The organism is Streptomyces sp. CA-294286 (genome assembly GCF_050947155.1).
Taxonomy (GTDB): domain Bacteria; phylum Actinomycetota; class Actinomycetes; order Streptomycetales; family Streptomycetaceae; genus Streptomyces.
The window spans coordinates 329,301-356,239 of record NZ_CP192005.1; the positions used below are offsets into that span (position 1 = coordinate 329,301).

31 protein-coding genes are annotated in these 26,939 nt (G+C 72.6%); 9 read left to right on the forward strand and 22 right to left on the reverse strand.

The features are described 5' to 3' along the window. Positions 1-65: 65 nt before the first annotated feature. Both ACQPZG_RS06720 and ACQPZG_RS06725 read right to left on the reverse strand, forming a co-directional pair. On the reverse strand, positions 66-2,198 hold the full coding sequence (locus tag ACQPZG_RS06720) for a phage holin family protein (protein ID WP_433544909.1): 2,133 nt from the start codon (positions 2,196-2,198) through the stop codon (positions 66-68). A 144-nt stretch (positions 2,199-2,342) separates the two neighbouring features. Then, positions 2,343-2,732: a hypothetical protein gene (locus tag ACQPZG_RS06725; protein ID WP_433549287.1), complete on the reverse strand. Its 390-nt coding sequence runs from the start codon at positions 2,730-2,732 to the stop codon at positions 2,343-2,345. A gap of 246 nt (positions 2,733-2,978) precedes the next feature. On the opposite strand from ACQPZG_RS06725, the gene ACQPZG_RS06730 reads away from it, so the two are divergent. Together ACQPZG_RS06730 and ACQPZG_RS06735 are read left to right on the forward strand one after the other, a co-directional pair. After that, positions 2,979-3,752, forward strand: coding sequence for an MBL fold metallo-hydrolase (locus tag ACQPZG_RS06730; protein WP_433544910.1), 774 nt, complete (start codon positions 2,979-2,981; stop codon positions 3,750-3,752). A gap of 68 nt (positions 3,753-3,820) precedes the next feature. Further along, positions 3,821-4,432, forward strand: coding sequence for a DedA family protein (locus tag ACQPZG_RS06735; RefSeq protein ID WP_433549288.1), 612 nt, complete (start codon positions 3,821-3,823; stop codon positions 4,430-4,432). Between the two features lie 153 nt (positions 4,433-4,585). On the opposite strand, the gene ACQPZG_RS06740 is transcribed toward ACQPZG_RS06735, so the two are convergent. The 7 genes from ACQPZG_RS06740 to ACQPZG_RS06770 form a co-directional block, all read right to left on the reverse strand. Next, a complete protein-coding gene (locus tag ACQPZG_RS06740; RefSeq protein WP_433544911.1) occupies positions 4,586-5,644 on the reverse strand; it encodes an MBL fold metallo-hydrolase in 1,059 nt (352 codons plus the stop codon). A gap of 59 nt (positions 5,645-5,703) precedes the next feature. Further along, positions 5,704-6,984, reverse strand: a complete 1,281-nt coding sequence (locus ACQPZG_RS06745) for an aminotransferase class I/II-fold pyridoxal phosphate-dependent enzyme (RefSeq protein WP_433544912.1) — start codon at positions 6,982-6,984, stop codon at positions 5,704-5,706. Positions 6,985-7,713: 729 nt separating this feature from the next. Continuing rightward, positions 7,714-8,505 carry an RNA polymerase sigma factor SigF gene (locus tag ACQPZG_RS06750; protein WP_433544913.1) on the reverse strand — a complete coding sequence of 264 codons (792 nt, stop codon included), beginning with the start codon at positions 8,503-8,505 and terminating at the stop codon, positions 7,714-7,716. Positions 8,506-8,964: 459 nt separating this feature from the next. Beyond that, entirely contained in the window at positions 8,965-9,231 is a 267-nt protein-coding gene (locus ACQPZG_RS06755) for a DUF4235 domain-containing protein (protein WP_433544914.1), read from the reverse strand. Position 9,232: 1 nt separating this feature from the next. Beyond that, a complete protein-coding gene (locus tag ACQPZG_RS06760) occupies positions 9,233-9,682 on the reverse strand; it encodes a DUF3618 domain-containing protein (protein ID WP_433544915.1) in 450 nt (149 codons plus the stop codon). Further along, on the reverse strand, positions 9,679-10,080 hold the full coding sequence (locus ACQPZG_RS06765; protein ID WP_433544916.1) for a phage holin family protein: 402 nt from the start codon (positions 10,078-10,080) through the stop codon (positions 9,679-9,681). Before ACQPZG_RS06765 ends, ACQPZG_RS06760 begins: the two co-directional genes overlap by 4 nt. Continuing rightward, on the reverse strand, positions 10,043-10,186 hold the full coding sequence (locus tag ACQPZG_RS06770; RefSeq protein WP_433544917.1) for a hypothetical protein: 144 nt from the start codon (positions 10,184-10,186) through the stop codon (positions 10,043-10,045). The genes ACQPZG_RS06765 and ACQPZG_RS06770 overlap by 38 nt, the downstream gene beginning before the upstream one ends. Before the next feature lie 393 nt (positions 10,187-10,579). Here ACQPZG_RS06770 and ACQPZG_RS06775 point away from each other — a divergent pair, with 393 nt between their 5' ends. From ACQPZG_RS06775 to ACQPZG_RS06785, 3 genes are all read left to right on the forward strand, one after another. Further along, positions 10,580-10,969: a DUF2795 domain-containing protein gene (locus ACQPZG_RS06775; RefSeq protein WP_433544918.1), complete on the forward strand. Its 390-nt coding sequence runs from the start codon at positions 10,580-10,582 to the stop codon at positions 10,967-10,969. Between the two features lie 208 nt (positions 10,970-11,177). Continuing rightward, positions 11,178-11,720, forward strand: coding sequence for a type 1 glutamine amidotransferase domain-containing protein (locus ACQPZG_RS06780; protein WP_433544919.1), 543 nt, complete (start codon positions 11,178-11,180; stop codon positions 11,718-11,720). A gap of 183 nt (positions 11,721-11,903) precedes the next feature. Beyond that, positions 11,904-13,424, forward strand: a complete 1,521-nt coding sequence (locus ACQPZG_RS06785) for a bifunctional phosphatase PAP2/diacylglycerol kinase family protein (protein WP_433544920.1) — start codon at positions 11,904-11,906, stop codon at positions 13,422-13,424. Positions 13,425-13,561: 137 nt separating this feature from the next. Here ACQPZG_RS06785 and ACQPZG_RS06790 read toward each other — a convergent pair whose 3' ends face one another. The 12 genes from ACQPZG_RS06790 to ACQPZG_RS06845 form a co-directional block, all read right to left on the reverse strand. Further along, positions 13,562-14,524: a cation diffusion facilitator family transporter gene (locus ACQPZG_RS06790; protein ID WP_433544921.1), complete on the reverse strand. Its 963-nt coding sequence runs from the start codon at positions 14,522-14,524 to the stop codon at positions 13,562-13,564. 129 nt (positions 14,525-14,653) lie between these two features. Next, complete coding sequence (locus tag ACQPZG_RS06795) at positions 14,654-14,884, reverse strand: gas vesicle protein K (RefSeq protein WP_229923228.1); 231 nt, start codon at positions 14,882-14,884, stop codon at positions 14,654-14,656. A 286-nt stretch (positions 14,885-15,170) separates the two neighbouring features. Further along, entirely contained in the window at positions 15,171-15,386 is a 216-nt protein-coding gene (locus ACQPZG_RS06800) for a gas vesicle protein (protein WP_221507338.1), read from the reverse strand. Next, entirely contained in the window at positions 15,383-16,294 is a 912-nt protein-coding gene (locus tag ACQPZG_RS06805) for a GvpL/GvpF family gas vesicle protein (protein ID WP_433544922.1), read from the reverse strand. Before ACQPZG_RS06805 ends, ACQPZG_RS06800 begins: the two co-directional genes overlap by 4 nt. Then, positions 16,291-16,656 carry a gas vesicle protein gene (locus tag ACQPZG_RS06810; protein ID WP_185027444.1) on the reverse strand — a complete coding sequence of 122 codons (366 nt, stop codon included), beginning with the start codon at positions 16,654-16,656 and terminating at the stop codon, positions 16,291-16,293. Before ACQPZG_RS06810 ends, ACQPZG_RS06805 begins: the two co-directional genes overlap by 4 nt. Beyond that, positions 16,656-17,924 (reverse strand): SRPBCC family protein, encoded by a 1,269-nt coding sequence (locus ACQPZG_RS06815; RefSeq protein WP_433549289.1) that lies wholly within the window; start codon positions 17,922-17,924, stop codon positions 16,656-16,658. The genes ACQPZG_RS06810 and ACQPZG_RS06815 overlap by 1 nt, the downstream gene beginning before the upstream one ends. A gap of 1 nt (position 17,925) precedes the next feature. Beyond that, the gene (locus ACQPZG_RS06820) at positions 17,926-18,573 is read right to left on the reverse strand and encodes a DNA primase (protein ID WP_433544923.1); all 648 of its coding nucleotides are present in this window, start codon (positions 18,571-18,573) and stop codon (positions 17,926-17,928) included. After that, complete coding sequence (locus ACQPZG_RS06825; RefSeq protein ID WP_433544924.1) at positions 18,570-18,809, reverse strand: gas vesicle protein GvpG; 240 nt, start codon at positions 18,807-18,809, stop codon at positions 18,570-18,572. Before ACQPZG_RS06825 ends, ACQPZG_RS06820 begins: the two co-directional genes overlap by 4 nt. A 4-nt stretch (positions 18,810-18,813) precedes the next feature. Next, positions 18,814-19,530, reverse strand: coding sequence for a GvpL/GvpF family gas vesicle protein (locus tag ACQPZG_RS06830; RefSeq protein ID WP_433544925.1), 717 nt, complete (start codon positions 19,528-19,530; stop codon positions 18,814-18,816). Continuing rightward, on the reverse strand, positions 19,527-19,949 hold the full coding sequence (locus ACQPZG_RS06835) for a gas vesicle structural protein GvpA (RefSeq protein ID WP_185027436.1): 423 nt from the start codon (positions 19,947-19,949) through the stop codon (positions 19,527-19,529). The genes ACQPZG_RS06830 and ACQPZG_RS06835 overlap by 4 nt, the downstream gene beginning before the upstream one ends. Before the next feature lie 47 nt (positions 19,950-19,996). Beyond that, a complete protein-coding gene (locus ACQPZG_RS06840; RefSeq protein WP_433544926.1) occupies positions 19,997-20,350 on the reverse strand; it encodes a gas vesicle protein in 354 nt (117 codons plus the stop codon). Positions 20,351-20,497: 147 nt separating this feature from the next. Then, positions 20,498-21,622, reverse strand: coding sequence for an enolase C-terminal domain-like protein (locus ACQPZG_RS06845; RefSeq protein ID WP_433544927.1), 1,125 nt, complete (start codon positions 21,620-21,622; stop codon positions 20,498-20,500). 596 nt (positions 21,623-22,218) lie between these two features. On the opposite strand from ACQPZG_RS06845, the gene ACQPZG_RS06850 reads away from it, so the two are divergent. The 4 genes from ACQPZG_RS06850 to ACQPZG_RS06865 all read left to right on the forward strand — a co-directional run bounded on the left by ACQPZG_RS06850 (position 22,219) and on the right by ACQPZG_RS06865 (position 26,097). Further along, complete coding sequence (locus ACQPZG_RS06850; RefSeq protein WP_433544928.1) at positions 22,219-22,638, forward strand: hypothetical protein; 420 nt, start codon at positions 22,219-22,221, stop codon at positions 22,636-22,638. Further along, positions 22,592-24,439, forward strand: a complete 1,848-nt coding sequence (locus tag ACQPZG_RS06855) for a transketolase (protein WP_433549290.1) — start codon at positions 22,592-22,594, stop codon at positions 24,437-24,439. Before ACQPZG_RS06850 ends, ACQPZG_RS06855 begins: the two co-directional genes overlap by 47 nt. Before the next feature lie 240 nt (positions 24,440-24,679). Continuing rightward, positions 24,680-25,621, forward strand: coding sequence for a methyltransferase domain-containing protein (locus ACQPZG_RS06860; protein WP_433544929.1), 942 nt, complete (start codon positions 24,680-24,682; stop codon positions 25,619-25,621). Positions 25,622-25,728: 107 nt separating this feature from the next. Next, positions 25,729-26,097, forward strand: a complete 369-nt coding sequence (locus ACQPZG_RS06865) for a VOC family protein (protein ID WP_433544930.1) — start codon at positions 25,729-25,731, stop codon at positions 26,095-26,097. Positions 26,098-26,240: 143 nt separating this feature from the next. Here the strand turns inward: ACQPZG_RS06865 and ACQPZG_RS06870 are convergent, their stop codons facing one another. Then, complete coding sequence (locus tag ACQPZG_RS06870) at positions 26,241-26,939, reverse strand: GNAT family N-acetyltransferase (RefSeq protein ID WP_433544931.1); 699 nt, start codon at positions 26,937-26,939, stop codon at positions 26,241-26,243.

Consider the following 26,939-nt stretch of genomic DNA (forward strand, 5'->3'; position numbering starts at 1 on the left):
CCGTACGAAGTGCCCAGGGTCGCCGGGCGACAGCCATGGTCGGGTACGGGGAAGCATGCACAAAATCAAGCGTTTTCGTCCTGTACGGCGCGGTCTGCGGCGGGAAAACCTCCTTCGGGCGGGTCGGCGGGCAAGGAAATCTGCGCGGGCCCCAGCGGGACCTGCGGGCCCTGGCTCTCCCGCAGCCAGCGGCGGAAGACCTGGTGAACGCGTTCCGCGCCGATGATCTCCTCCCCTTCGGGCACCGGATCGGAGAGGGCGACGGGCCACAGGAGGAAGGGTCGGGACTGTTCGCCGCCGAGACCGCCGTGCGAACCGATCTGCTCCTCGAAGGCGTGCACCTCACCGGTCGCGGGGTCGTACGCGGAGTTGACCATGATGTCGGCGGTGTGCGGGAAGCCGTCGGTGCGCCGGATCGCGTCGGCGGCGCCCTTGTCGAAGGGCTGCAACGGGCCCTCGCCGTCGTGGAGTTCCGGCAGGGGGATCTCCGCGCCGCCCGCGCCGAGCAGCACCGCCCCGTACTCCTCGCTGCGCACCAGCAGGAATCCGATGCCGGGGTGCCCGGCGAGCATGCGCAGCAGGGCGGGGTGGCGGCGGTCGATCTCCTCCCGGGTGGCGCGTCCCGGCAGGTCGGGGAAGCTGATCAGGCCGAGGTTGCCGGAGGCGAGGACGATCGGGTCGGAGGCCGGTGCGGTGGAGGGCGACAGGTCGTCCTCCGTACCGGCGACGGGCCGGTGGAGCGCGGTGCGGACCACGTCGCGGGCCTCGGAGCCGGACGTGCTGCGCTGGGCGCGGCGCGGAACGGGCAGGCCGCAGCTGGCGCGGACGTAGTCGCGCAGGGTCAGCCCGTAGCGTCCCTCGAAGGTCTCGCCGGGACTCTGCCCGTGGTCGGAGAGCAGGACGACGCGGTAGGCGCGCGGGGCGTGTGCGGCGACCTCGACCATCAGGGCGATCGAGCGGTCGAGGCGTCTGAGGACCCGCTGGGCGTCCCGGCTGCGCGGGCCCGAGTGGTGGGCGACCTCGTCGTACGCGACCAGGTCGGCGTAGATCGCGGTGCGTCCGGCGAGCATGTCCCCCATGACGGCGGCGACCACGACGTCCCGTTCGACGACGGTCGCGAACGCGCGGATGAAGGGGTAGAAGCCGCCGCGGCCGACGCGCGGGGTCTCCTTGCGGAGCCGGGAGCGGGTGGAGGAGTGGATCTCCCGGGCGACCTCGGCGACGAAGGAGAGGGCCGTGCGGACGGCGTTGGCGGGGTCGGAGAAGTACGCGAAGTACCCGGCGCGGGAGCGGTTGCTGGGGCCGCGGCGGGCGGCGATGGACAGCACCAGGGCGAGCTGGTCGGCGCCGCCGGAGAAGAGGTTGCCGCGGCTCGCGCCGTCGAAGGTGAGGAGGCCGCCGTCGCCGGTGCGCTCTATGGCGCGGTGCTGGAGCTCGGCGGTGCTGGCCGGGCTGGAGCACACCATGGTCCGGCCGCGGTCCTTCTCGTACCAGCGGAAGGCCGGCACGTCGTGGTTGGAGCCGTGCAGGATGCCGAGCTGACTGGCGCCGGTCTGGCTGGACCAGTCGGTGTGCCAGGGGGCGAGCCGGTGGCTGGGGTGTTCGCCGTCCAGCATGGCGGCGACCGTGGGCAGCAGGCCGTTGTCGAGTGCGTGGCGCAGGGTGTCGTGGCCGAGGCCGTCGAGCTGGAGGAACAGGGTGCCGGGCATGCCGTGGCGGGCCTCGTCGCGGCGCCCGCCGCGGCGGCGCTGGGCGAGCCGGGAGAGCCTGCGGCGGTACGCCTCGTCGTCGCGCACCGCGAAGGCGGTGGACGTGGCGGAGGCGACGGCCGACATCACGGCGGCGACGACCACGGCGGTCCGCGGGTCGGCCTCACCGCTGCCGTCCGGGAGGACGCTGAGCGCGACGAGCAGCAGCGAGCCGTTGAGGAAGAAGACCAGCAGTCCCAGGACGAGTGCGGGCACGAGCAGCAGCGCGCGTACGGCGATCGGCCAGACGAGGGCGGACAGCAGGCCGAAGGCGCCGGCCGCCCAGACCGCGGTGAGGGCGACATCGGTGAGGCTCTCGTCGTCGTCGCGCTGGAGCTGGAAGTCGGGGAGGATGCCGGCGAGGGCGAGCATGGTGAGGGTGGACACCGCCCAGACGGTGATCACCCGCAGCAGCGTGCCGCCCGCTCTGCGCACTCGTCTCTCGGCCACCACGTCGTACCCGCCTCTGTCCCCGGCCGCGTCACGGCTCGTGCCGCGCGTGCCGCTGCTCGTGCCGCTCTCCGTGCCGTTCTCCGGCTCCTCGGCCTTCGACCAAAGCCTGACACAGGGGCGGGGAGCGCTGGACGAACCGGATCAGCAGCCGTCGTACCCGGCTGTCGGCATGGACAGCCGCCGGTGGACCCCGGCCTTCATCGACGGGCTGTACACCGGCTCGTCCAGCCCGGCGGTCTCCAGGCGCACGCCGCGCCTCTCGCACTGGGCGGAGAAGTCGACGGGTGAGGCGAGGGCGCGTGCCAGGACGCGTTCGTTGGGGGTCACGAAGAAGTCCACGTGCCCGGCTTCGACGTCGGCCCACAGGGCGTGGTGGTCGGGAGGCAGCCGGTGCAGGACGAGCTGACGGCTGACGACGTACCCCTTGTCGGCGGCCCAGCGGGCGCACATCGCGTACTGGCTGCGGGTGTCCACGAGGAAGGGGTCGCCGTCGAGTTCTTCGAGCGGCGTGAAGCTGGCGATGACGGCCACGCGTACGTCGCCCCGCGCCCGGTCCGGTAACGCGTGGCTCCCCGCGCCGTCCGGTGCCTCACCCCGTTCGTCGCCCTGGGCGCCGCCCTGTGCGTTGGCCGCCCGTACGCCGTCCATGACCCGTCCCCTTCGCCGCCGTCACCGCACGACCCTACTCCGCCCGCCCCCACCGCGAGGAGGGCGTGCGCACGGGGCGCGCGGTGCGCCGTAGGGTGGGCCGGACGTCCCGGAAGGAGCCCGTACCCCGTGAACAGCGCAGGCACCGTCGTCACTTGGTGGGGTCATGCCACCTGTACGGTCGAGGACTCGGGGGTGCGGCTGCTGACCGATCCGCTGTTCGTACGGCGCTTCGCGCACCTGCGGCGACGGCGGGGCGCCCTGCCCACGGCGCGTGCGGCGCACGCCGACGCCGTGCTGGTCTCCCATCTGCACTCCGACCACCTGCATCTGCCGTCGCTCGCCCGGCTGGCTCCCGGCACCCTGGTGGTCGTGCCGCGCGGCGCGGTGCGCCAGGTGCCGGGGCTGCGCAGGTTCTGTACCGCCGAGGTGGCTCCGGGCGAACACGTACGGGTCGGTGCGCTGTCCGTGCGGGCGGTGCACGCCGAGCACGACGGGCGGCGGCTGCCGCTGGGCCCGCACCGCTGCCCCGCCCTGGGGTACGTCGTCGAAGGCGCGTCCACCACCTATTTCGCCGGGGACACCGGGCTGTACGACAGGATGGCGGAGGCGGTCGGTCCGGTGGACACGGCGCTGCTGCCGGTGGGCGGCTGGGGGCCGAATCTGGGAGCCGGGCACCTGGACGCGGACCGGGCCGCGCAGGCCCTGGCCGCGCTGGAGCCGCGGCACGGGGTGCCGATCCACTACGGGACGTACTGGCCGATCGGGCTGGACGGGGTCAGGCCGCACGAATTCCACACCCCGGGCATCGAGTTCGAGCGCAGGGCGGCCGTACTGGCGCCCGAGGTGGCGGTGCACCGGCTGGAGCACGGCGAGAGCGTGCGGACGGAGGGCCCCGCGTGACCGGGCGGTGGGCGGCGGGGCACCGGACGTCCGGGCAGTGGTTCGGCGAGCAGTGGTTCGACGATGCCGTGCGGGCGGTGGCGGTTCCGCCGGAGGCGACGCAGCAGGTGGTGGGCTATCCGGCGCTCTTCGCCCTGGTGGTGCTGGGTGCGTTGGTGCCGGTGGTGCCCACGGGTGCGCTGGTGAGCACGGCGGCGGTGGTCGCGCTGCACCAGAGCGTGCCGGCGGTGTCGCTGCTGCTGGTCTTCCTGGTCGCGGCACTCGCCGCTTTCGTGGGCGACCTGACGCTGTACTGGCTCGGGGTGCGCGGGGTGCGTTCCAAGAACGGGTCGAAGTGGCTGGACGCGCTGCGCAAGCGGGCGCCGCAGCACCGGCTCGAACAGGCCCAGCGCAAGTTGGAGGAGCACCGTTCCCAGGTGCTGACGCTGTCGCGGCTCGTTCCGGCGGGACGGATACCGGTGATGCTGGCGTGTCTGCTGGCGAAGATGCCGATCAGCCGGTTCGCCCGGGGGGACGTGCCGGCCGCCCTGGCGTGGGCGGCCGCGTACCAACTGGTCGGGGTCCTCGGCGGCGCCCTGTTCGCCCGGCCCTGGGAGGGGGTGGCGGCGGCGATCGCGGTGACGCTGCTGATCAGCGGGGCGCCGGCGCTGTGGCGGCGGGTGCGCGGGGCCACGGGCTGACGTCCCGCACGCGATCACGCCGGTGGCCGGCCCACTGCGGCGGCCCCGCGCGAGGACGCGGCCCGACGTGGGCAGGCGGCCCGGCGTGCGTAGCCGGTCCGCTGCGAGTGCGCGGTCCGCCGCGGGTCCGCGGTCCTGTGGCCGTGCATGTTCCTAGGTGAGGACGCGGGAGGAGCCGACCGGCACGTCCCAGAGCTCTTCGCGCGGGCGGCCCGTCCTCTCCCAGGCCGCGCGGACACGGGTGAGCGGTTCGAGCACCGGTTCGGCGGAGAGGACGAAGGTGCCCCAGTGCATGGGGGCCATGTTCCGCGCGCCGACGTCCGCGCACGCCCGTACCGCTTCCTCCGGGTCCATGTGGACGTCGCGCAGCCACCACCGCGGGTCGTAGGCGCCGATGGGAAGCAGGGCGAGATCGAGCCCGGGGTGGCGGTCGCCGATCTCCCGGAACCAGTGGCCGTATCCGCTGTCACCCGCGAAGTACACGCTTCGGCCGCGTCCGTCGCCGAGGACCCAGCCGCCCCACAGGGTGCGGCAGGTGTCGGTGAGGGAGCGCTTGCTCCAGTGGTGCGCGGGCACGAAGTCCAGCCGCACGCCGCTGAGCTCGACGCCCTCCCACCAGTCCAGCTCCGTGACGCGGGTGAAGCCGCGGCGGCGGCACCAGTTGGCGAGACCGGCCGGGACGAACAGGGGCGTGTCGCGCGGCAGCCTCTTTAGGGTGGGGGCGTCCAGGTGGTCGTAGTGGTTGTGGCTGATGACCACGGCGTCGACGGGCGGCAGGTCCTCCCAGCGGACGCCGACGGGGGTGACGCGGGCGGGCGTACCGAGGATCCTGCGGGACCAGACCGGGTCGGTGAGCACGGTGAGCCCGCCGATGCGCACCACCCAACTGGCGTGCCCGGCCCAGGTGACGGCGACGGTGTCGGTATCGGCCACCGGCAGCGGGCCCGGCTCGTAGGGCAGCCTGACGATGTCGCGCAGCCCTTCGCGGCCGGGCCGGACGGCACCCTCGCGGGCGAGTCGGGCGAGTGCCTTCACACCCGGCAGGGGGGCGGTGAGGCGGTCGGCGAAGCTGCGGGGCCAGGGGGTGGTGCGGACCTCTCCGAGGGGGCGGGTGACAGGGGAACGGACGGTGGGCCGACATCGTTCCACCAGGTCCGACCCGCCGCTGCCGGGGTGCTTTGGCGGATCGGTGCGTTCGGTCTGTTCCGTCATCGAGAGGCTCCGTTCGGTGGCGTGCCCAGCCGTTGGGCGGGACGTGCACGGCTGTCGGATCAGCCCAGCTCGGCGAGGGCCGCACCCAGTTCGTTCACCGTGCTTTCCACGTGCGGCAGTTCGAGCGGGTCCTGTGCCACGAGGGACTCCATCCGCTGCTGCCGGGTTGTCCCGAGCAGGGGCGCGGTGGACAGGCGTACGCGCAGGGCGCCCAGCGGGTCCCCGAAGCGGTGCCCGCCGGGGACGGTGGAACCCAGACGATCGGTGAGGTGGTCCTCCAGCTCCATCGCGTCCGTGACGCCGCGGGCGGCGAGGCCCGCCCGCAGCGGGTCGAGGTCGACGTACAGGTGGCGTCCGGCCGTCGGCGGGCGTGACAGGGCTCCCGCGGCGAGGACGGCGCGGTGCACGGCGCCCTGCACGCGCGCGTGCAGGGCGGCGGCGGCCCGTGCGCGGGCCACGACGGGCCCGGGGTCGCCGAGCGCGTACGCGGCCACCTCGGCCACCGGGGCCGCGACGCCGGACCCGAGCGCGGCGAGCACGTCGAGGGCGCGGGCGCGCCAGGACTCCCCGTGCGCGGTGTCCGGCAACCGGGCGACGGCGGCCGGCCAGGCGGTGGGCAGGTACGCGCCGGCCAGGTCGGTCAGGACGGTCACGTGGTCGGGGAACATCTCGGCCGGGCCGACGAACACCGGCTCGCGGGGATGCGGGGCGGGGTGGTGGGCGAGCCGGTCGCGCTGGTGGGGGGCGGCGCGGTGGACGGTGTCGCGCCAGGTCTCGTCGCTGACGACGTACAGCCCCTCCGCGAGGGCCGCCTCGCACACCTGGTGCACCACCTCGGGCGGCGCGACGGTGGCGGTCGGGTCGTCGGGCACGGACAGCACCAGCAGCCGGGGGTCGCCTCCCTCGACGCGGACCCGCCGGACGGTCTCCAGCAGGGCGTACGGGTCGGGCACGCCGCCGCACTCCGCCGGAGTGGGCACGTGGTAGGCGGCGCGGGCGCGGTCGTGGACGCTGCCCAGGAGGCGGGCCTGTGGCGCCCACCACGCCGGGCACGGCCGCGGCAGCAGAACATCGCCCTCGGCGGCGGCCATCAGGGCGAAGAGCAGCTGGGGCGCGCCTGGGGCGGCGACGACGTGACGCGGGTCCGCGTCCAGACCCTGGCGGAGCCAGTGCGCGGCGGCGGCCTCGCGGAGGGCGCGGGAGCCGCCCGGGGGCTCGGGGTCGGTGCGGGGCGCGGCGGCGGCGAAGAGGGCTGCCAGTTCCGGGAGGACGGGCAGGCCCGGGGCGGGGGCCGGAGGGCCGTGCCGGACTCGTCCGTGGTCCTCGGGGAGGGTCCGCATGGTGACCTCTCGGGTGAGTTCTCTTCCGGGGCGGGCGTACGGCGGGTGTGCGGGGGATCGCGGGGGCGGACGCCCCATGCCCTTTATATGTGCGGTGGGGGACGGGCGCACGGGGACGGAGTCGGGCGGCGGGGCGACCGGGCGACCAGGGGCGACGGAGACGGTGGAGTGCGGCCGGAATGTTCCGACGGCAGGGCCCTGCGCGCCTGGCGCGCGTCACCCGTCGACCACTCCGGCGGCCCGTACCTCGTACACACCGAGCCCGAGAACCCTCCTCGACGGGCATGCCGGCGCCGTCCCGGGCGCGGGTCGCGTCGCTGCCGTGAAGGGCGGACGGGGCAGGCCGACACTGCCGGACCTACTCGGTTCACGGCGCGGACACCGAGCCGCAGGGCGGAAACCACCGTTGGAAGAGCGCGTGTACGACCACCCGAGGGGCGCGTACGGTCACCCGACGGACACCACCGCTCGGCAGAACGCGCTTACGGCCACCCGAAGGGCCCGTACGGTCACCCGCCCCACATGACCGGCCCGGCACGCGGTGACCCGACGGACCGGCGCGCACCCTCTCGGCAGCCGGCAGCCTCGCACGCGGCCATCCCGGCGACCCGGCCGTACCGCCGTCCCGATCCCGCCCGCGCACGGTCGCCGCACGGTCCGCCCGGGGTCCTCGGACGGGCCCCACCGGACGCGAGCGGTCCTCGCCGTCCGATGGCGGAGCCCCTCGGATCAGGCCGCTTCCTTCATGGCCTGTGCCCGCAGCTGAGTGCAGCACCTGCTGATCAGCCGGGAGACGTGCATCTGGGACAGACCCAGGTCCTCCGCGATGCTGCTCTGCGTCATGTCACGGAAGAAGCGCATGTACAGGATCTTCCGCTCCCGCTCGGGAAGCCGCTGCAGGCCCGGCTTCACCGCTTCGCGGTCGATGACGGTTTCGAGGGCCGGATCGGGGCCGCCGATCGCGTCGATGAGCGAGTAGCCGTCCTCGCTGCCGGGCAGTTCCGCGTCCAAGGACAGTGCGGTGAAGGAGTCGAGGGCCTCCAGGCCCGACAGGGCCTCCGCCTCGGTCAGGCCGGCCTGGGCGGCGACCTCGGCTACGGTCGGGGCGCGGCCCACCATCGTCTGCGCGAGTTCATGATGGGCCGAGCGCACCCGGTTGCGCAGGTCCTGGACGCGGCGCGGCACGTGCAGGGTCCACATGTGGTCACGGAAGTGCCGCTTGATCTCACCGGTGATGGTGGGAACGGCGAAGCTCTCGAAGGCCGCCCCGTGCTGCGGGTCGTACCTGTCGACGGCCTTCACGAGGCCGAGCGCGGCCACTTGGCGCAGGTCCTCCAGGGCCTCGCCGCGGTTGCGGAACCGGCCCGCGATGCGTTCGGCCATCGGCAGCCAGGCGTTGACGACCTCCTGCTTCAACAGGTCGCGCTCGGGGCCGTCGGGCAGGCCGGCGAGTCGCTGGAACTCGGCCGTCGTGTCGGGTGCGTCGTCGTGCGGGTGCTTTCCCATGGGCTGAGTACGCATGTGTGCTCCCTGAAACCTCGAACGGTGCAGAAGGTGGGCGGTCACCGTGCGAAGGGAGTCGAGATCCGGCGCCCGGTCGACCGAGTGGCCACGACACGCCCGGAGTGCCGACTGCCACTCCCACGGACGTGCCTCCTGTCCGAAGCACGAGGTCCGCCTGCCCTGGTCCTGGGGAGCCAAACGGGTTTCCTGGGCGCCGGATCCGGTACCCGTAGCGGATCGGCCGAAGACCGGCCGGAACTGATCGGGGCCCGGCACGAGGAACCGGGCACAAGGAGATGACGGAGTGGCAGGAGCGGAGGCCGCCGTGCCCGCGGAGCCGGTTGCCGAACTCGGCGCACCGGACGGGGTTCCTGTCGCGGGGCCGGCCGCCGCGGCCGAGACACGAGTGGGGGCGGCCGGTACCGGCCGCCCCCACTTCCTCGTCCCGCATGGCGGGTCCTGCCCCGCGCGGGCGGGTCAGTCCGGCCAGTAGCCGGTCATGCGGCGCACGACGGTCGCGCCGCCGCGCTCCACCGCGGTGCGCACCACCGCGAAGATCGCACCCTCCACCGCCACGGCGGGCAGGATCTCCCGCCACCTGCGCTCCTGGTCCAGCCCGTCGGGGGCGTCGTCCTGGCCGGTGGCGAGCTTCCACGTCTTGCGGAACGCGGCGCCCGCGAGCAGACCTCCCGCCATGCCGAAGGCCATGCCCAGGGGCTTGTACAGCACCTTGCCCTTGCTCATGTCAGCAACTCCTCCCCCGGCGGCGCACGACCAGCGCGACGACCACCAGCGCCGCGCCGATGCCCACCGCGAACGGCACAGGGCTGCGGCGGACCTGCTCGGGGGCGTACTGCTGGATCCCCGCCGCGACCTCGGCGGCCCGGTCCTGGACGTGGGCCTTGACCTCGGCGGCCTTCTCCTGGGCCTGCACCGCGATCACCTGGGCCTGCACCTTGGCGTCCGCGGCCTTCTCCTGGGCCTGCATCCTGACCTCGGCGGCCTTCTCCTGGGCCTGCGCCCTGAACTCGTCCGCCTTCTCCTGGGCGAGGGCCTTCACGTCGGCCTTGGCGGCCAGTTCCTCGACGGTCTCCCCCAGCCGCTCCCGGGCCTCGGCGACGTCCTTGCGCGCCTCCTCGACCTCGGAAGGTTCGACGCTTCCCTGGTTCTTGTGGTCGCTGCCGTCGTCCTTCATCGCTGTGCCCTCTCCTTGATCTCCTGAATGTCGGCCCGTACGTTCTCCGCGGCCTGTTCCGGTGCGAGCGGTGCCGCGCTGCGGGTCTTCTTCCGGCCGGCCAGTGCCAGTATCGCGGCGAGCGCGGCCAGGATCGCGGTGACGATCAGGCCGCTCGCCCAGACGGGCAGCACCAGGGCGAGGGCTGCGATCCCGGTGGCGACCAGTGCCTGCAGGGCCAGGAAGGCGGTGATGCCGGCGCCGCCGTAGAGGCCGCCGCCGATGCCCGCCTTCTTTCCCTTGTCCTTCATTTCGGCGCGGGCGAGCCGCAGTTCTTCCCGTACGAGCTCGGAGAACTGTTCTGTCGCCCGTTTCACCAGGTCAGCTGCCGAGGGCTCGGCGGACTGGGGCTGGTTCACGGTCCTTCGCCTCCGTCATTGGGGTGAGCAGCACTTCTTCGTAACGGCCGAGCGCGATGACCACGCCCAGCATGAACACGGGAAGCAGCACGGCGAGCAGCGCCATGGCCCCGTCCTTCCCTGTGGGCCCATCTGCGTCCCCCGGCAGCGGGTTGTGCAGGGGCCTGTGTCCTGCGGGTGACCCGGGTGCCCGCCGGTAAACCCCGTCCGTCAGGAAGCGTGGAGGGCTACCGGGCGGGTCGTACGTACGGTCGGGCTGACGCCCGCACAGCACTCCGGGCGCGGGGTCCGCCACCGCCGTCCCTGACGGTGTACGGGTCCGCGCCCGGAGCCATCCCTATCCCAGTGGCCACTCGACCGCGATTCGAGTCCCCCGCCCTGTCGGCCGCAAACTCCTTGGAGTGGAGGGAAGTTGGGATCGGGGCGGCGGGCGGCGTTTGGCGGCCATGTGTCGGGTAGGCGAATTTCACCCCCGAACAGACCATGGAGTGAGGCACACATGCAGCGAGGCAGCGACCGCGTCAGCCGGCGTCAGGACGACGAGATGAAGCACGAGCTGGAGGGCCTGCTGCGGTCCGGTCACCCGACCAGGACCGAGGAGTGGCACGACCCGGAGCCGGTCGCGGACGACGACCCCGAACTCGCCTCGGATCCGATGCCCCGGCCCGGTCCCGAGGGCGAATTCGAGAAGGTGCGCTTCGAGCTGGCCAGGCACCTGGGGCGTACGCAGTTCCCCGCGGACCGGGACGGCGTCGTCTCGATGCTGCGGCACGGCCACGCCCCGGACCGGCTCTGCGAAGCGGTGGCCGCACTGCCCGGGGACGCCGTGTTCGACAACGTCCAGGCCGTCGCCGTGGCCGCCGTGCCGGAAGCCGGTCGGTCCCGCTGAGCCGAGGGTGGGTGCGGGCGGCGCGCAGTACGGGATCCGTACCGCGACCGGACGCCCCGCCCGCCAGCTGATGCGGTCCCCGCAGATCGGTGATGTGCTGGGACGCGGGGCAGGGACCGCACACCGCAGACACGGTGCAGACAGACACCGCACACACGATTCAGCCAGTGCAGCAATCAGGCAGCAGTACGCAGAAAGGAACCGCGGCATGCGCATCGCATTTCTCACCGCTCCCGAGGGTGTCGAACAGGTCGAGCTGACCGAGCCGTGGGAGGCGGTCACCGCCGCCGGGGACACCCCCCGGCTGATCTCCACGGCGTCCGGCACCGTCCAGGGCTTCCACCACCTCGACAAGGGCGACACGTTCCCCGTCGACCAGGAGGTCGGAGACGCCTCCGTCGAGGAGTACGGCGCCCTGGTGCTGCCGGGCGGGGTGGCCAATCCGGACGCCCTGCGGATGGACGCGGACGCGGTCGCCTTCGTGAAGGCCTTCTTCGACGCGGGCAAGCCGGTCGCCGCGATCTGTCACGCCCCCTGGACGCTGGTCGAAGCCGACGTACTGACGGGCCGCACCCTCACGTCGTGGCCGAGCCTGCGCACGGACATCACCAATGCGGGCGGCACCTGGGTGGACGAGCAGGTCAAGGTCTGCACGGGCGGCCCCAACACCCTCGTCACCAGCCGCAAGCCGGACGACCTGAAGGCGTTCTGCGAGACGTTCACCGCGGAGTTCGCGAAGAGCGCGCGCTGACCGGAGGCCAGATCCTCGCAGAGCACGCTCCCTGAAGGACGAGCACAGCCCCCCGCACGCCACGGCAGTCGCGGGGAGTGGAGAGACACCGTACGAGCCCTGCGGGCAGACCCCGGTCCCCCGCAGGGCTCACACGCGACCCCGAAGCAGGTTCGGAGGCGGCGGGGCGGGTAATCGGGTGCCATGTCCGAGCTCACTTCGCACGTTTCCGTCTCTCCCGGCCGCCGCGTCGCCGAATGGCTGACCAGGCGGGACCACGCCGTGTTCCACGCCGTCGCCTCGCGGCACTGGCCGGGCGCGGACCGGGTGCTGCCCCGGTTGAGCCAGAGCGCGAACCACGGGTTGCTGTGGTTCGGCGCCGCGGCCGGGATCGTCGCCGTCGGCAAGAGCACCCGCTCGCGGCGGGCCGCGATGCGCGGGGTCGCCTCCCTCGCCCTGGCCTCGGCGACCGTCAACACCGTCGGCAAGCGTTCCGTACGCCGGATACGGCCGGTGCTGGACGCCGTGCCCATGATGCGGCAGTTGAAGCGGCAGCCCATCACCACGTCCTTCCCTTCGGGGCACTCGGCGTCCGCCGCGGCCTTCGCGACGGGCGTCGCGCTGGAGTCGAAGGGATGGGGGGCGGTCGTGGCACCGGTGGCGGGCGCGGTCGCGCTGTCGCGGATCTACACGGGCGCGCACTTCCCCAGCGACGTGGCGGTCGGCGCGGCGCTCGGCGTGGGCGCCGCGTTCGCGGTGCGCGGGCTGGTGCCGACCCGGGACCAGTTGCCCTCCCCCGGCCGGCCGCACACCGACGCGCCCCGGCTGCCCGGCGGAAAGGACCTGGTCGTCGTCGTCAACAAGGCGTCCGGCAGCGCCACGGCCAAGGCGGCCCAGGTACGGGAGGGGCTGCCCGCCGCCGAGGTGCGCGAGGTGGACCCCGACGACCTGTGCGACGAACTCGACCGGGCCGTCAAGAGCGCCCGCGCGCTCGGCGTCTGCGGCGGCGACGGCACCGTCAACCGGGCGGCGGTGGCCGCCGCCCGTGCGGGGATCCCGCTCGCCGTGTTCCCCGGCGGCACCCTCAACCACTTCGCGTACGACCTCGGCATAGAGACCGTGCAGGACACCTGCCGTGCGCTGACGGCCGGGGACGCGGTCAAGGTCGACCTGGGCCGGTTCACCCCGGGCCCGAACCCGGACGGCGCTCCCGGCTATTTCCTCAACACCTTCAGTCTCGGCGTCTACCCGGAGCTGGTCCGCATCCGTGAGCACTGGTCGCCGCGCATCGGCGGCTGGCCCGCCGGCGTGCTGGCCGCCTTCCAAGTACTGCGCGGGGAGCGGCCGTTGGAGGCGGAGGTGCGCGGCAAGCGGCGCGGGATGTGGATGCTGTTCGCGGGCAACGGCCTGTACCAGCGGATGGGCCCCACACCGGGTCGGCGCTTCGACCTCGCGGACGGGCTGCTGGACGTCCGGGTGGTGCACGGGGGCCGGTTGCCCGGGTTGCGGCTGATGCTGGCGGCGCTCGCGGGTCCGCTGAGCCGGTCCGCGTTCCACGCGGCGGGCCGGATGCGCCGACTGCGGGTTGCGGGCGTCGAGCCGGGCACACCGCTCGCGTTCGACGGCGAGGTGGCCCGTGCTCAGGCCGCGTTCGTCGTGGACAAGGCGGACGAGGCGCTCACGGTGTACCGCCCGCTGCCGACGGCACTGAACGACAGCCTGTAGGTGCGGCGCCGGGTGGCCTCGTGGGCGTTCCGGGGGCACGCGAGGGCTCGGTGGTCACGCGAAGGGGAACCCCCGCCCTGCGGTGGGGGTTCCCCTTCGCCCGTTTCTCCCCGCCTCCGCGAAAGGGGTTCGCTCGGCTACTGCCGAGTTCCTTCGGGCCGCGGTACGAGTTCTCCCTCGCCGTCCATGTCCGTCGGCGCCTCCGTCACATCGAGGAAGACCTGGTCCGCCTCCGGCCAGGTCCTCCCTATTCTCCGCTTGATGCGCTCCGAGACCAGCTCGACGCGTTCGCTGTCCAGGCCGGGCCGGAGGTCGATGCGGGCCGCCACCAGCGTCGAGTCGAGGCCCAGCCGCATGGTGAGCAGCGAGGCCACGCGGTCGATCTCCGGCTGCTCGTCGAGCAGTTCGCGGATGCCGTCGCGCAGCTCGGGGTCGACCGCCTCGCCGATGAGCTGGGCGCGTGCGTCGGAGCCGAGCCGGTAGGCCACGTACACCAGGAGCAGACCGATGCAGAGGGAGGCCGCCGCTTCCCAGCCGACGTGCCCGGTGGTCATGTGGAGGATCATCCCGGTCATCGCGATGAGCACGCCCACCACGGCGGTGCCGTCCTCAGCGACGACGGTGCGCAGTGCCGGGTCCTGGGCCAGGCTCCGGCCCGGCGTCTGACGGACCTGCCACAAGGCGCGCACCAGCGAGGTGCCCTCGGCGAGCAGGGCCAGGCCGAGCACGACGAGGCCGGCGACGTAGCCCGTGCCGGTCTCCCGGGCCGCGGGGGAGCTGAGCGCTGCGACGCCCTGGTAGAAGGAGAAGCCGGCGCCCAGCACGAAGATGCCGACGGCGGCGAGCAGGGACCAGAAGTAGCGTTCCTTGCCGTATCCGAAGGGGTGCCGGCGGTCCGCGGGGCGTCGGCTGCGGCGCAGTGCGGCCAGCAGGAAGACCTCGTTGATGCTGTCGGCGACGGAGTGCGCGGCTTCGGAGAGCAGCGCGGGCGAGGACGCGATCACGCCGCCGACCGCTTTGGCGGCGGCGATGAGGAGGTTGGCGGCGAGCGCCACCAGGATGGTGATGCGGGTCTTGCGGTCGTCGGAGCGGCTGGTCACAACACCTCGGCCCTTCGGGGGAAAGCGACTGTATGCGGGGTCCTCGCGACGGGTTCTCCATGCCCCGGCGGCGCGCAGCCCTCCCTGCGTTGCGGGGAGGGCTGCGCGCGTGCGGCGCGGGTGGGGGTCTCAGTCGCGCGGGAGGAGGGGGCCGAGCGGGCCCAGGTCAATGTTGAGGTCCTCCGGCTTCAGCCCGAACTTCTCGCGCAGGATGCCCATCCGGTCCTCCAGCAGCATCAGCGTCATACCGATGCGCTCCTCCTGGTCCTCGGTGAGTTCACCGGTCTCCACCCGGCGCAGGGCCTGACGTTCCATGAGCTGACGCAGCAGCTCGACGACGGTCAGTACCAGTTTGGCCAGGTCGTGCTCGACGGTGTCGGCGTCGAGTTCGACCTGCTTGCGCCTGGCTTCGTCGCCGGTGGTGGCCGGCGCCGCGCCGCTGGAGCCCAGGCTGATGTTCCCGGCGCGGCCGGTGGCCACCGCGGTGTCCAGGTCGGTGGCGCCGAACTCGGCGCTCGTGGTGGTGCCGGGCAGGTCCGTGACGCCGGTGAGGGCTTCGTCCAGGCCGTCGAGGACCTTGTCGAGACCCGTCGGACGCGTGTCGCCCATGGCAATCCCCCTCTGTTCCTTGTCGGTCGGGGCCATGTCAGTTCATGTCCTCGAAGGGAGACGGCACGTTCTCGCTGACCGAGCTGATGAGCGCGTTGAGGTCGATCCGTACGAGGTCGACGTCGGCGATCCGCAGGGTCAGGTCACCGCTGATCACGACTCCGCCGCCGAGCAGCCGGTCGAGCAGGTCGACGAGGGCGATCTCGCGCTGGGCGAGGGCGTCGATGTCGTGGTCGTCGGTGTAGTGGCTCATGTGGGCTCCTCCTCGCCGATGTCGGTGAAGGAGTACGGGGCCCAGGGGCCGGTCAGTTCGACCTTGACGCTCTCGTCGTCGCCGGGGGTGAGGGCGCGCACCCGCTCGACGAATGCCTCGCTGTCGGCGCGGGGCACCAGGAAGGCGGCGTTGAGGACGTTCTGGCCGCTGCGGCCGGAGAGCCTGCCGTCCTGCAGGCGGTGCAGCACCGTGTGCTCGGCGGACCGCGACAGTTCCTCCTGGAGCCTGCGGCACACCGCGTCCGCGCGGTTCGCCGCGGTCTCGCGGGTACGCCGGTGCGCGAGCCGCTGCTGGAGGTAGCTGCGTCCCGCGCCGGGGGCGTCCGGGCTCGGCGCCGGGGCCGACTCGGGGGACGGGGCGGCGGGGGGCGGGGCGTGGGTGTACACCTTCACCCCCCACTCGACCCGCCCGTCGAGCCGGTCGAGGGCGGAGACGAACCGGGTGCGCCCGGACTCCAGGAGCCGCCGGACCCCGCTGTCGTCGCGGCAGATCGTCGCGAGCCGCAGCGGCAGCGGGCTGGTGAGCGTGGTCAGGGCGGTGATGACCCGCTGGTGGGTGCGGGCGGTCTCGGCGAGCCAGTCGAGGTCTTCGAGGTGGGCCTTGAGGGGCGCCTCGTCGAAGTCCTCGGCCGGCACCGGGCTGACGACGGCGACCAGGTCGCCGTGGTGCAGCAGCCGCGGCGGCTCGCCGTCCAGGCCGCGCCCGCCCTCTTCGGGGAGGACTCCCTCGAAGGGGCGGGTCACGGCGTACACGTAGCGGAGTTCGTTCTCCGGGAGTCCCGGGGTCCCCGTCGGGGCCTGCCGGGTCTCGGGCCGGGCCGGGGCCCGGCCGTCCGTCGCCGCGTTCGTGCCGCTCTGCGGGTGGTTCATCTCGTTCGCTGCCGTCATGCCTTTTCTGTGTTCCCGTCCGGAGCGGATTCAAGCTCCCGCTCCGTGCTTCCCGCGGAGTCCGCCTCAAGGTCGGCGATGCGCCGCTTCAGCCGCTCGTTCTCCTCGGTGATCTCGCGCCGCCTGGCTCCCGAGGAGAGGGAGGGGTCGTCCTCCCACCAGTCGATGCCCATTTCCTTGGCCTTGTCGACCGAGGCCACGATCAGCCGGAGCTTGATCGTGAGGAGCTCGATGTCCAGCAGGTTGATCTTGATGTCGCCTGCGATCACGACGCCCTTGTCCAGGACCCGTTCCAGGATGTCGGCGAGGTTGGCCCCGCCGCCGGACCCGTACGGGTCCGGCATTCTGCTCGCGGTCGTCATCAGCGGCCCTTGTCTCCGGAATCCGCGTACTCACGCTGCTTGCGGGAGTCCGCGTCCTCCTCGTCGTCCTCGTCGACCACCTCGGCGTCCTCGTACTCGGCCTCGGGGTCCTCTTCCTCCTCCTCGGCTTCCCCGGCCTCCTCGTCGTACTCGGCCTCCGGCTCGCCTTCCTCGTCGACTTCCTCCTCCTCGTCGACCGGCTCGCCCTCCTCCTCGTACTCGGCCTCCGGGTCCTCGTCCTCGGACCCTTCGTCCTCCGCGGCCTCGTCCTCTTCCTCGTACTCGGCCTCGGGGTCCTGCTCCTCGTCCTGCTCGTCGTCCTGCTCGTCGTCCTGCTCGTACTCTTCGTGCTCGTCCTCGGGACGGTCGTTCTCGGGCTGCTCGTTCTCCTCCTGACCGTCCTGCTCGGCGCGGGCCTCCTCCTCGGCGACGGCGTCCTCGTGGGTCCTGACGACCTCGCCGTCCTGGATCTCGCCGCGCCAGCCGTCGTCGATCTCACCCTTCATCGAGATGTGACGGGCGTAGTTCTTGAGGTCGAGCCGGGCCCGGCGGCCCTGGGCGCGCCAGATGTTGCCGGTCCTCTCGAACAGTCCCTTGGGGTAGTACTCGATGACGAGCAGTACACGGGTGAGGTTGTCGCCCAGCGCGTGGAAGGTGACGACGCCCTTGGTGGTGCCCTTGGCGCCCTCGGACGTCCAGGACAGCCGCTGGTCGGGAACCTGCTGGGTGGTGTGCGCCTTCCAACTGCGCGTGGACCAGAAGACCTTGAGCTTCCAGTCGGAGCTGGTGTCGTCCGCGGTCGTCGCGCTCTTGACGCCCTTGGCGAAGGTCGAGAAGTCCTCGTATCGGGTCCACTGGTCGTAGGCGGTACGCACGGGCACGCCGACGTCGATGGTCTCCAGGATGACGATCGGCTTGCCTCCGCCACCGCCCTTCTTCCGCTTGCCCTTGCCGCCGAGGAGGCCGGAGAAGGCGTCCTTGGCCTTGTCCTTCACGTGTCCCGCGCCGAGTTCGACTGCGGAGCGCATGGGGCCCTTGCCCTCGGCCATCTTCCGGCCGCCGTCCAGCGCGAGCTTGGCGAAGCCGGGGCTGTTGCCCTCGGCTATGTCGTTGAGCTTGACGGTGGACTCGCCGAGCTTGCGGCCCGCACCGGTCAGGATGCGCGTGACCTGCGCGGTGAGGTACGCCTGCGCCTCGGACTTGAGCCGGTCGGTGATCTCGCTGTCCGGCTTGAGGGCGCCGACGGCGCCCTTGGTGGTGTCCTTGATGTCAGCCACGGCCCTGGCCCCCCTTCGCGGCGGTCTTCTTCGCTGCCGTCTTCTTCGTGGTGCCGGCGGTCTTCCTCGCCGTGCCCGACGCGGTCTTCTTCGCCGTGCCCGAGGCGGTCTTCTTCGCCGCGGAGGAGGCGGTCTTCTTCGCGGTACGGGAGCCCGAACCGGAGCGGCTGCGGGAGCCGGACTCGGATTCCGAGTCGGAGGAGGCGGCCTTCTTGCGGGTCTGCCGCCGGGGCGTCTCGCGCTGCTCCTCCTCTTCCTCCTCGGGCTCTTCGTCCTGGTCCCGGTCCTTCTGGTCCTTCATGCTGGTGATGTCGGGAACGACGCCCGCCGCCTTGTCCTGCACGCTGAGGGTGCGGTCGTGCAGCTTGTCCGCGAGGCCGCTCAGCTGGCGGTTGATGATCGCGCCGGTGGCGGCCTTGCCCGCGCCGCGCATGTCCTCGCGCAGCTGGTCGCCCAACTCCTTGAACTGCGGGTTGTTCTGCAGCTGCGAGGACGCGAGGTCCATCAGCGCCTTCGGGCTCAGCTGCAGCTTCTTGCCTGCGACGAAAGTGCCGACGGCGAAGGCGAACTTCAGCTTCTTGGTCCGCCCCAGCAGATAGCCCGCGCCCACGGCGAGCCCCAGTCCGAGCCTGTTGTTCATTTTCCTTCGATCCTCTTCTGCTCCAGCCGGTCGAGGAGTTCGTCCTCGCGGCGGTCGAATTCGGCCTCGTCGATTTCGCCGGCCTCAAGGCTCTCCTCAAGACGGCGGAGTTCGCTCTGGATGGCCGACGGGTCGTAGTACTGCTTCTCCGCCTCCGCGACCACCTGCCGCAGCACCCAGCCGGTGCCGCGGACAGGGGCCAGCGGAAGCAGGAGCAGTTCTCCCAGGAGGCCCACGGGGTTACTCCACGAAGCTGTACGGGGGGAGCGGTCCGTTGACCTGGAGCACCAGGTGCGGGGCCTCGCGTCGCAGCGCGTCCACCGCTTCGGTGAAGGGGGCGGAGTCGTCGCGCTGCACGAGGAAGGAGATGTTGGCCAGCCAACCGGTGCTCTCGGGACCGGGGTTGGTGTCCACGGCGTGGCCTTCGAGCGCCTGGCGCACGAGCTGCCCGTCCTGCCTCTCCTGCTCCTGCACGGCGGCGGCGACGCGCTCGCCGAGGTGGATCTTCTGTTCGTACGTGCCGCCACCGGCGGCCCTGTTCGCCTCGCTCAGGGCGCGCAGTTCGGTGTTCGAGCCGAGGACGTGGTGCAGCACGGCCTCTTCGTCGTGGGAGGCCTTGACGTTGTACTCGACCTTGCCCTCCAGGGCGTCGAGCCGCTCCAGGTAGTGCTTCTCGCGCTCGGCGAGGACCGTGTGCACGGCCTCGTCGTCGGGCGAGACGCTGCCGAAGCGCATCGGCAGCACCGAGCCGCCCGCGCCGGCCTCGGAGAGGACCGTCTGGTGGGCCAGCAGGTCGCGGCGCTTGGGCCGCAGCCCTTCCGGCGCCTCACTGACGATCGCGGACAGTTCACCGGTCCGCACGAGGTGGACGGGGCGCGGCGGGTCGCCGACGCCGGTCAGTTCCTCGGGGAGCCCAGGGTGTCCCGCCCGGGTGATGCCGTAGACGTACGTGCTCATTCCTGCTCCTCCTTACGGCGGGACGTGGTGCGGCGGGCGCGCGGCTTCGACTCCGACTGGCTCTCGTCGCGGGCCTGCTGGAACGCGCCGGATATGGTCTCGGCGGCTCCCGACAGTGCGCCCTTGGTCTTGCCGGACGCGCCCTTCTCCATCATGTCGCCGGTGATGTCGGTCAGACCGGAGGGCTTCTTGGCGCCGGTCTCCAGGTCGAGGCGGTTGCAGGCCTCGGCGAAGCGCAGGTAGGTGTCCACGCTCGCGACCACGACACGAATGTCGATCTTCAGGATCTCAATGCCGACCAGGGACACACGGACGAACGCGTCGATGACGAGTCCGCGGTCCAGGACGAGCTCCAAAACGTCGTAGAGGCCGCTGGTACCGCCGCCGCCTCCACCTTGCTGTGCCGGAACAACGCTCATACCGACCGGCCCTCCTTAGTTCGGGTACGGATGTACGGGCTGGGCCTTCACTTCTTGTCGGCCCGACCACGTTCGTAACGGCCGACGCGGCGGTATCCCGTGAGCTCGCCGTCCGGGTCCAACTGGACCTCGTACGAGGCGAGCAGGCTCATGGTGTCGGGGACGCGCTCAAGTTCGAGCACCTCCACCAGAAGCACCCAGCCGTTCTCCGTCTGTTCGAAGGAGGACACGGATTCCGCGGGCATACCGGTGAGTTCCGAGATCTGCTCGCGGGCTGCGCGCAGAACCTGCATCGGCCCCGGCTTGCGCGCGTTCCCCTTTTCCGGGGAACGCTCTTCGCTCTGCTCTTCGTCGGCCTTGGTGGATGATTTCTTCGGGGTGTTCTCTGATGTATTTGCCATGGCTGCCTCGGGGCTTCGTGTAACCCCGCAGGTACGGCGCAAACCCTTGGCGACCGTGGCGGTGTTCGATTCGCGGTGGGGGCGCCCTGTCGCTGTGCGGCAGGGACGCGGGGGACGCGGCGGTGCCCGGTGGGGGCCGGCACCTGTTCAGGCGACTCGGTAGGGCTCGGCTTCTTCGTGACGCAGGGTCAGCCCGTGGCCGGGAGCGGAGCGGTCGATCCGGACCACGCCGCCCCGGGGGTCCAGGACCCCGTCGAAGAACATCGACTCCACCCGCACGTGGTCGTGGAACCACTCCACGTGCCGGAGGTTCGGCACCACCGTCCCCAGCTGTGCGTGGACGTGCGGCGCTCCCCGGGTGGATACCTCCAGTCCGTGCGCCTGCGCCACCCCCGCGGCACGCACGAAGTCCGTCACTCCCCCGCACCGCGTCGCGTCCAGCACCAGACAGTCGACGGCCCCCTCCGTCACCAGCCGGGCGAAGGCCGCGAGGTCTCCGCCGCGCCCGCCCGACGCCACGTCCTGCACGACCGCGTCGCGCACCACACGCAGCCCCGCCAGGTCCTCGCCGGGCACCGGCTCCTCGAACCACCCCACGCCGTGCTCCGCGAGCGGCCTGCCGATCCGCACCGCCTGCTTGCGCGTATAGCCCCCGCTCGCATCGACGTACAAGTCAGCCTGGAGACCGATGACTTCGCGGGCGAGCCGCACCCTGTCCAGGTCACGGACGGCCGCCCTCCCCCACGCCTCACCGATCCGGATCTTGACGCGTTCGATGCCCTGGCCGTGGACCCAGCCCGCCAGCTGCGACGCCAGGTGCGTGTCGTGGTAGGTGGTGAATCCGCCGCTCCCGTACACCGGCACCTCGTCCCGTACCGCTCCCAGGAGCCGGGCGAGGGGCAGGCCGAGCAGACGGGCCTTGAGGTCCCACAGGGCGAGGTCGACGGCGGAGATCGCCGCCGAGGTCAGTCCGGGGCGGCCGTAGTCCCGTACCGCCCGCGACATCGAGTCGTGCGCGGCCGGAATGTCGAGGACCTCCGAGCCGAGCAGGAGCGGGGCGAGGTCCTGGGTGATCAGGGTGCCGACGGCGGCCGGCCCGTACGTCCACCCGGTGCCGTGGACCGAACCCTGCGCCCGTGCCTCGACCACCACGACCGGAGTCGCTTCCCAGGCGAGCGTGCCGTCCGCCTCCGGGCCGTCGGTCGGCACCGAGTAGGAGGACACTTCGAGTTGTTCCAGCGGTAGCAGAGCGGTTCTGCGGGCGGCGGTCACGTCGGCGGCCTCACGCGTGCCGCCGCCGCAGGACGACGGACCTGAGGCGGGCGAGCAGGCAGGAGAGCGCGGGTCGGAGGGCCGGCCGCCGGGAGGAGGCCGGCCGGTGGGCGGTCTGCGTCAGTCTCATCTCAGCTCTCCTGAACCCGTGGCAGCACTTGGTCCGGTAGAAGTCGAAGAATCCGCGCTGGTCGGGGCCGCCCCTGTGCGTGCAACTGGGGGCGTACGGCGGCGCACCGTCCGTGTGTGCTTCGGCACGCGGCGTACGCGCACATCTCCCGGGTAACCCGCGACGACGCCCGGAAACGCACCGATCACGCCGTTTGGGCGACCCTGTGACGGGCACGCGGGACAGGGCCGCGCACCCGCCCCGAACATGGACCGGAGTCCCTCGTGAACCGTCCGCGCAACGCCGTCGCAGGCGCAGGATGCGCCGGCCACCAGGCCGCCGCCCTGCCCCCTTCCCGGCAGATGCACGACCGGGCCCAGGCCGTACTGCTCGACCCCGCCCACCACCTCCCCCGCCTGCCCCTGCTCCCGCGGGTCGCGGCCGGGACCCCGGAGCCGCGCCGGGCCTGCGTCGCGCTCACCGGCACATGGCGGACAAGGTACTGCGCAAACGCGGCGTCGGCGTTCGGCCGGGGGCGTCCGTGACGCGGGTGCCGACGGGCGGATTGCTGCTGGACGCAGGGGAGTTCGTGCCGACCCGGTCGCGCGTCCGGTGCGCGGGCGTACGTCCCGACCCGTCGGCATCCGGCCTCGGCCCGGCCGTCGAGCGCGGACGCCTGCTGGTGGAACCGCCGCTGCACGCGTCGGGGCGGCCCGAGGTGTCCGCCCGCGGCGGCGCGGCGGCCGTGCCGGACCTCACCCGGCCCGGCGCGTTCACCCCGACCACCGCACAGCACGCCGACGAGAACCACGACACACGAAAGACCCACGACACAGAGGAGAAGCATGCCGAAGCAGGGCCTGTCCACCGCCGAACTCGTCGACCTAGCACAGCAGTTGCGGGTTGACTCCATCCGCGCCACGGACACGGCCGGGTCCGGTCACGCGACCTCGTCGATGTCCGCCGCCGAACTGGCCGCCGTACTCCTGGCGAACCACCTGCGCTACGACTTCGACCGCCCCGACCACCCCGGCAACGATCACCTGATCCTCTCCAAGGGGCATGCCTCGCCGCTCCTGTACTCCCTGTACCGGGCGGCGGGCGCGGTCACGGACGAGGAACTGCTCACCTTCCGCACCCGCGGCAGCCGCCTCGAAGGCCACCCGACGCCCCGGCTGCCGTGGGTGGACGTGGCGACCGGCTCGCTCGGACAGGGGCTGCCGGTCGGCGTCGGCATCGCGATGTCCGGAAAGCGGCTGGAGCGGATCCCGTACCGGGTGTGGGTGATCAGCGGCGACAGCGAGATGGCCGAGGGGTCGGTGTGGGAGGCGATCGAGCACGCCGCCGCCGAGGACCTCGACAACCTGACACTGGTCGTCGACGTGAACCGGCTCGGCCAGCGCGGTCCCACCCGCCACGGCCACGACCTCGACGCGTACGCCCGCCGTCTGCAGGCGTTCGGCTGGCACACGGTCGAGATCGACGGGCACGACGTGGACGAGGTCGACCGGGCGTACCGGGAGGCCTGTTCGACCACCGGCCGGCCCACCGCGATCCTCGCGAAGACGGTCAAGGGCAAGGGCGTCGACGCGGTCGCCGACCAGGAGGGCAAGCACGGCAAGCCGCTGGAGGACGTCACGGACGCCATCGCGGAGCTGGGCGGCGTACGGGCGATCCACGTCGACGTGCGGAAGCCGTCGGCGGCGCGCACCCTGCACGCGGTGCCCAGCGGGCACCTCGCCCTGCCGCGCTTCGAGAAGGGCGGCGAGCAGGTCGCCACCCGCGACGCCTTCGGCAAGGCGCTGGCCGCGCTGGGTGCGGCACGCGGCGACGTGGTGGCGCTGGACGGCGAGGTCGGCGACTCGACCCGCACCGAGTACTTCGGCAAGGACCACCCCGACCGGTACTTCGAGTACTACATCGCCGAACAGCTCCTGGTCGCGGCGGGTGTCGGCATGCAGGTGCGCGGTCACGTGCCGTACGTGTCGACCTTCGCCGCCTTCCTCACCCGCGCCCACGACTTCCTGCGGATGGCGGCGGTCAGCCGGGCGGACCTGAACGTGATCGGCTCGCACGCGGGAGTCGCCATCGGCGAGGACGGGCCCTCCCAGATGGGGCTCGAAGACCTGGCGATGATGCGTGGCGTGCACGGCAGCACGGTGCTGTGCCCCAGTGATGCCAACCAGACGGCGAAGCTCGTCGCCGCCATGGCAGACCTGCGCGGCATCCGGTACCTGCGTACCGGCCGGGGTGCCACGGACGTCCTCTACGGCCCGGACGAGGAGTTCCCGATCGGCGGCAGCAAGGTCCTGCGGCGCTCCGACGCGGACCGGCTGACGTTGGTCGCGGCGGGAACGACGGTGCCCGAGGCGCTGGCGGCGGCCGACCAGCTGGCAGCCGACGGCATCGACGTGCGGGTGGTCGACCTGTACTCCGTCAAGCCGGTCGACGCGCCGACCCTGTGGACGGCGGCCGAGGAGACCGGCTGCCTGGTGACGGTCGAGGACCACCACCCCGAGGGCGGCATCGGGGACGCGGTGGCCGAGGCGTTCGCCGACGGCCGTCCCACGCCGCGCATGGTGCGCCTCTCGGTGTCCAGCATGCCCGGGTCGGCGAGCCCCGAGGAGCAGTTGTACGGCGCGGGCATCGACGCCCGGTCGGTGGCGGCGGCGGTGCGGCTGATGGTGGAGAAGGGCGTGGTGCGGTGAGCCGCAGCACAGCCGGCGGAGAAGCGGGGACGCCGGGCGGTACGGGCGCCGCGGCGGGTCCGGACGGCACGCCGGGCGGTACGGGCGCGGCGGCCGATCCGGACAGCGCACCCGGCGGTACGGGCGCGGCGGCGGATCCGGACGGCACGCGCGCCGTACACGCCGGACGGCGCCCCGTCACCGCCCGCCGCACAGGCCGCACAGGCCGCACAGGCCGGATCCCCCTTGCCTCGCGTCCGTATGGCAAGACACCTATCTCACCATTCAGAACTCCGGCGTACCGTTGACGCACTCACCGCCCAGCGAGTGCGAAGGAGTACCACCATGACCAAGGCGATGCCGAGAACGGCCACGGGCGCGGGTCGGACAGCGGGTGCGGAGAGCGCCGTCTACACCCACGGCCACCACGAGTCCGTACTGCGTTCCCACACCTGGCGCACCGCAGCCAACTCCGCCGCGTATCTGATCCCGCACCTCCGGCCGGGTGACCGCGTACTGGACGTGGGCTGCGGTCCGGGGACCATCACCGCCGATCTGGCGGAGCTGGTCGGCCCGGAGGGGCGGGTGACCGGCGTCGACGCCGCGGCGGGCGTACTCGACCAGGCCCGCGCGGCGGCTGCCGAACGCGGCCTGCACCACGTGGAGTTCGCCACCGCCGACGTGCACGCCCTCGACTTCCCGGACGGCTCCTTCGACGTCGTTCACGCCCACCAGGTGCTCCAGCACGTGGGTGACCCGGTCGCCGCCCTGCGCGAGATGCGCCGTGTCTGCCGTCCCGGCGGTGTCGTCGCGGCCCGGGACAGTGATTACGCGGCGATGACCTGGTTCCCCGAACTGCCGCGGATGGACGACTGGTTGGAGCTGTACCGGCGAGTGGCCAGGTCCAACGGCGGAGAGCCGGACGCCGGACGCAGGCTGCGCTCCTGGGCCCGGCGGGCCGGTTTCACCGACCTCACGTCCTCCGCGGGCGTCTGGTGCTACGCGGAGCGGGACGAACTCGGCTGGTGGAGCGGGCTCTGGGCGGACCGCACGGTCTCCTCCTCGTACGCGGCGCTCGCGGTGGAGGGCGGCCACACGACCGCCGCCCGACTCGCGGAGATCGCGGACGGCTGGCGCGAGTGGGGTGCGCACCAGGACGCCTGGTTCATGGTGCCGCACGGCGAGGTCCTCTGCCGGTCCTGACCGCCGACCCGACGCCCCAACGGCCGCACCCTCGCCCTCGCCCCGTACGACGGCTCGTAGCGCGGAACGGATCCCCTCCGCTCCCCCGCCCAACTACCCTCGTGCGTATGGAGATCTTGGGAACCACCCTGCGCGTCTACGTCGGCGACCCCGCGGCGCTGGACACCACGGCCGCCTTCTACGAGCGCATCACGGGCTCCCGCGCCCTGCGCTTCGAGCGCGGCGGGGTGTCCGTCGCCGCCGTCGGCTGCTTCCTGGTGATGAGCGGGCCGCGCGAGGAGATCGACCTGTTGCGCAAGGTGGCGGCGACGATCGCGGTGAAGGACGTCGACGAGGCGCACGTGACGCTCACCGCGGCCGGTGCGCAGATCGTCGCGGGCCCGGTGGTGACTCCGGTGGGCCGCAACCTGATCGTCCTGCACCCGGACGGATCGGTCTTCGAGTACGTGGACCGGCGCGGCTCGGAGGACTCCTGACCCCCGGCCGTCCACGTCTGTCGGACGTCGCGGTTCCCCGACCGCGGGCCCGCTCCGGCCCGGGGACTGGATCGCGAAGTCGATGATCGTCGTCGAGTCACCCCGCCGGGCCCCGCGGGCACTGGCCGACCCGGGTGAGGCGCTCAGTGGTGCGCCTCGTGCTCCGCACGCGTCTCGTGGTCGTCACGCGCCTCGTGCTCCCCACGCGGCTCCTGGTCGTCATGCGCCTGGTACTCGTCACCCGCCTCGCGCTCCTCGCACCGCTCCGGCTCCCGCGTAGGAGTCAGCGGCCGGTACTCGGGCGCGGTGAGCGCCCAGCGTTCGTGGTCGCGCCAGGCTCCGGCGAGGAACAGGAAGTCGGGCGAGTAGCCCTCGTACCGGAAGTGCGCCTTGCGGACGAGGGCGCGGGACGCCTCGTTGCCGGGCTGGATGTTCGCTTCCAGCCTGTGCAGGCCGAGGCGTCCGAAGGCGCGGTTGAGCACGAGGTCCAGACCCTCGGACAGCAGGCCCCGGCCCGCCGCGTGCGCGAACGCGCCGTAGCCGAGGGCGCCGTTCTGGAAGGCGCCCTCGACGATGTTGTTGACGTTGACGAAGCCGGCGATCCGGTCGTCGTCGCGGGTGCACACGAGGAAGCCGACGCGGGTCGGGTCCTCGATCAGCGCGCCCGCGTACCGGCGGAACTTCGCCGGGGTGTCCGGCGGCGCGAGCCACGGCCCGTGCAGTTCACGGCTCTCGCGGACCCGCGCGGTGAACTCCTCCGCGTCGGACAGGCGGAACGGCCGGATGCCCACCCGCGGGCCCGGGGCGGAGTGGTGGGGGGCGGGGGAGGCTGCTCCGAACAT

Coding starts and splice junctions, on each gene's coding strand:
- ACQPZG_RS06835 (WP_185027436.1), bottom strand. CDS start 19,949: ATGAGCGTTGTTCCGGCACAGCAAGGTGGAGGCGGCGGCGGTACCAGC.
- ACQPZG_RS06750 (WP_433544913.1), bottom strand. CDS start 8,505: ATGCGTACTCAGCCCATGGGAAAGCACCCGCACGACGACGCACCCGAC.
- ACQPZG_RS06755 (WP_433544914.1), bottom strand. CDS start 9,231: ATGAGCAAGGGCAAGGTGCTGTACAAGCCCCTGGGCATGGCCTTCGGC.
- ACQPZG_RS06745 (WP_433544912.1), bottom strand. CDS start 6,984: ATGCGGACCCTCCCCGAGGACCACGGACGAGTCCGGCACGGCCCTCCG.
- ACQPZG_RS06740 (WP_433544911.1), bottom strand. CDS start 5,644: ATGACGGAACAGACCGAACGCACCGATCCGCCAAAGCACCCCGGCAGC.
- ACQPZG_RS06850 (WP_433544928.1), top strand. CDS start 22,219: ATGGCGGACAAGGTACTGCGCAAACGCGGCGTCGGCGTTCGGCCGGGG.
- ACQPZG_RS06770 (WP_433544917.1), bottom strand. CDS start 10,186: ATGGCGCTGCTCGCCGTGCTGCTTCCCGTGTTCATGCTGGGCGTGGTC.
- ACQPZG_RS06800 (WP_221507338.1), bottom strand. CDS start 15,386: ATGAGCCACTACACCGACGACCACGACATCGACGCCCTCGCCCAGCGC.
- ACQPZG_RS06840 (WP_433544926.1), bottom strand. CDS start 20,350: ATGGCAAATACATCAGAGAACACCCCGAAGAAATCATCCACCAAGGCC.
- ACQPZG_RS06805 (WP_433544922.1), bottom strand. CDS start 16,294: ATGACGGCAGCGAACGAGATGAACCACCCGCAGAGCGGCACGAACGCG.
- ACQPZG_RS06780 (WP_433544919.1), top strand. CDS start 11,178: ATGCGCATCGCATTTCTCACCGCTCCCGAGGGTGTCGAACAGGTCGAG.
- ACQPZG_RS06865 (WP_433544930.1), top strand. CDS start 25,729: ATGGAGATCTTGGGAACCACCCTGCGCGTCTACGTCGGCGACCCCGCG.
- ACQPZG_RS06760 (WP_433544915.1), bottom strand. CDS start 9,682: ATGAAGGACGACGGCAGCGACCACAAGAACCAGGGAAGCGTCGAACCT.
- ACQPZG_RS06775 (WP_433544918.1), top strand. CDS start 10,580: ATGCAGCGAGGCAGCGACCGCGTCAGCCGGCGTCAGGACGACGAGATG.
- ACQPZG_RS06870 (WP_433544931.1), bottom strand. CDS start 26,939: ATGTTCGGAGCAGCCTCCCCCGCCCCCCACCACTCCGCCCCGGGCCCG.
- ACQPZG_RS06810 (WP_185027444.1), bottom strand. CDS start 16,656: ATGACGACCGCGAGCAGAATGCCGGACCCGTACGGGTCCGGCGGCGGG.
- ACQPZG_RS06820 (WP_433544923.1), bottom strand. CDS start 18,573: ATGAACAACAGGCTCGGACTGGGGCTCGCCGTGGGCGCGGGCTATCTG.
- ACQPZG_RS06860 (WP_433544929.1), top strand. CDS start 24,680: ATGGCAAGACACCTATCTCACCATTCAGAACTCCGGCGTACCGTTGAC.
- ACQPZG_RS06830 (WP_433544925.1), bottom strand. CDS start 19,530: ATGAGCACGTACGTCTACGGCATCACCCGGGCGGGACACCCTGGGCTC.
- ACQPZG_RS06785 (WP_433544920.1), top strand. CDS start 11,904: ATGTCCGAGCTCACTTCGCACGTTTCCGTCTCTCCCGGCCGCCGCGTC.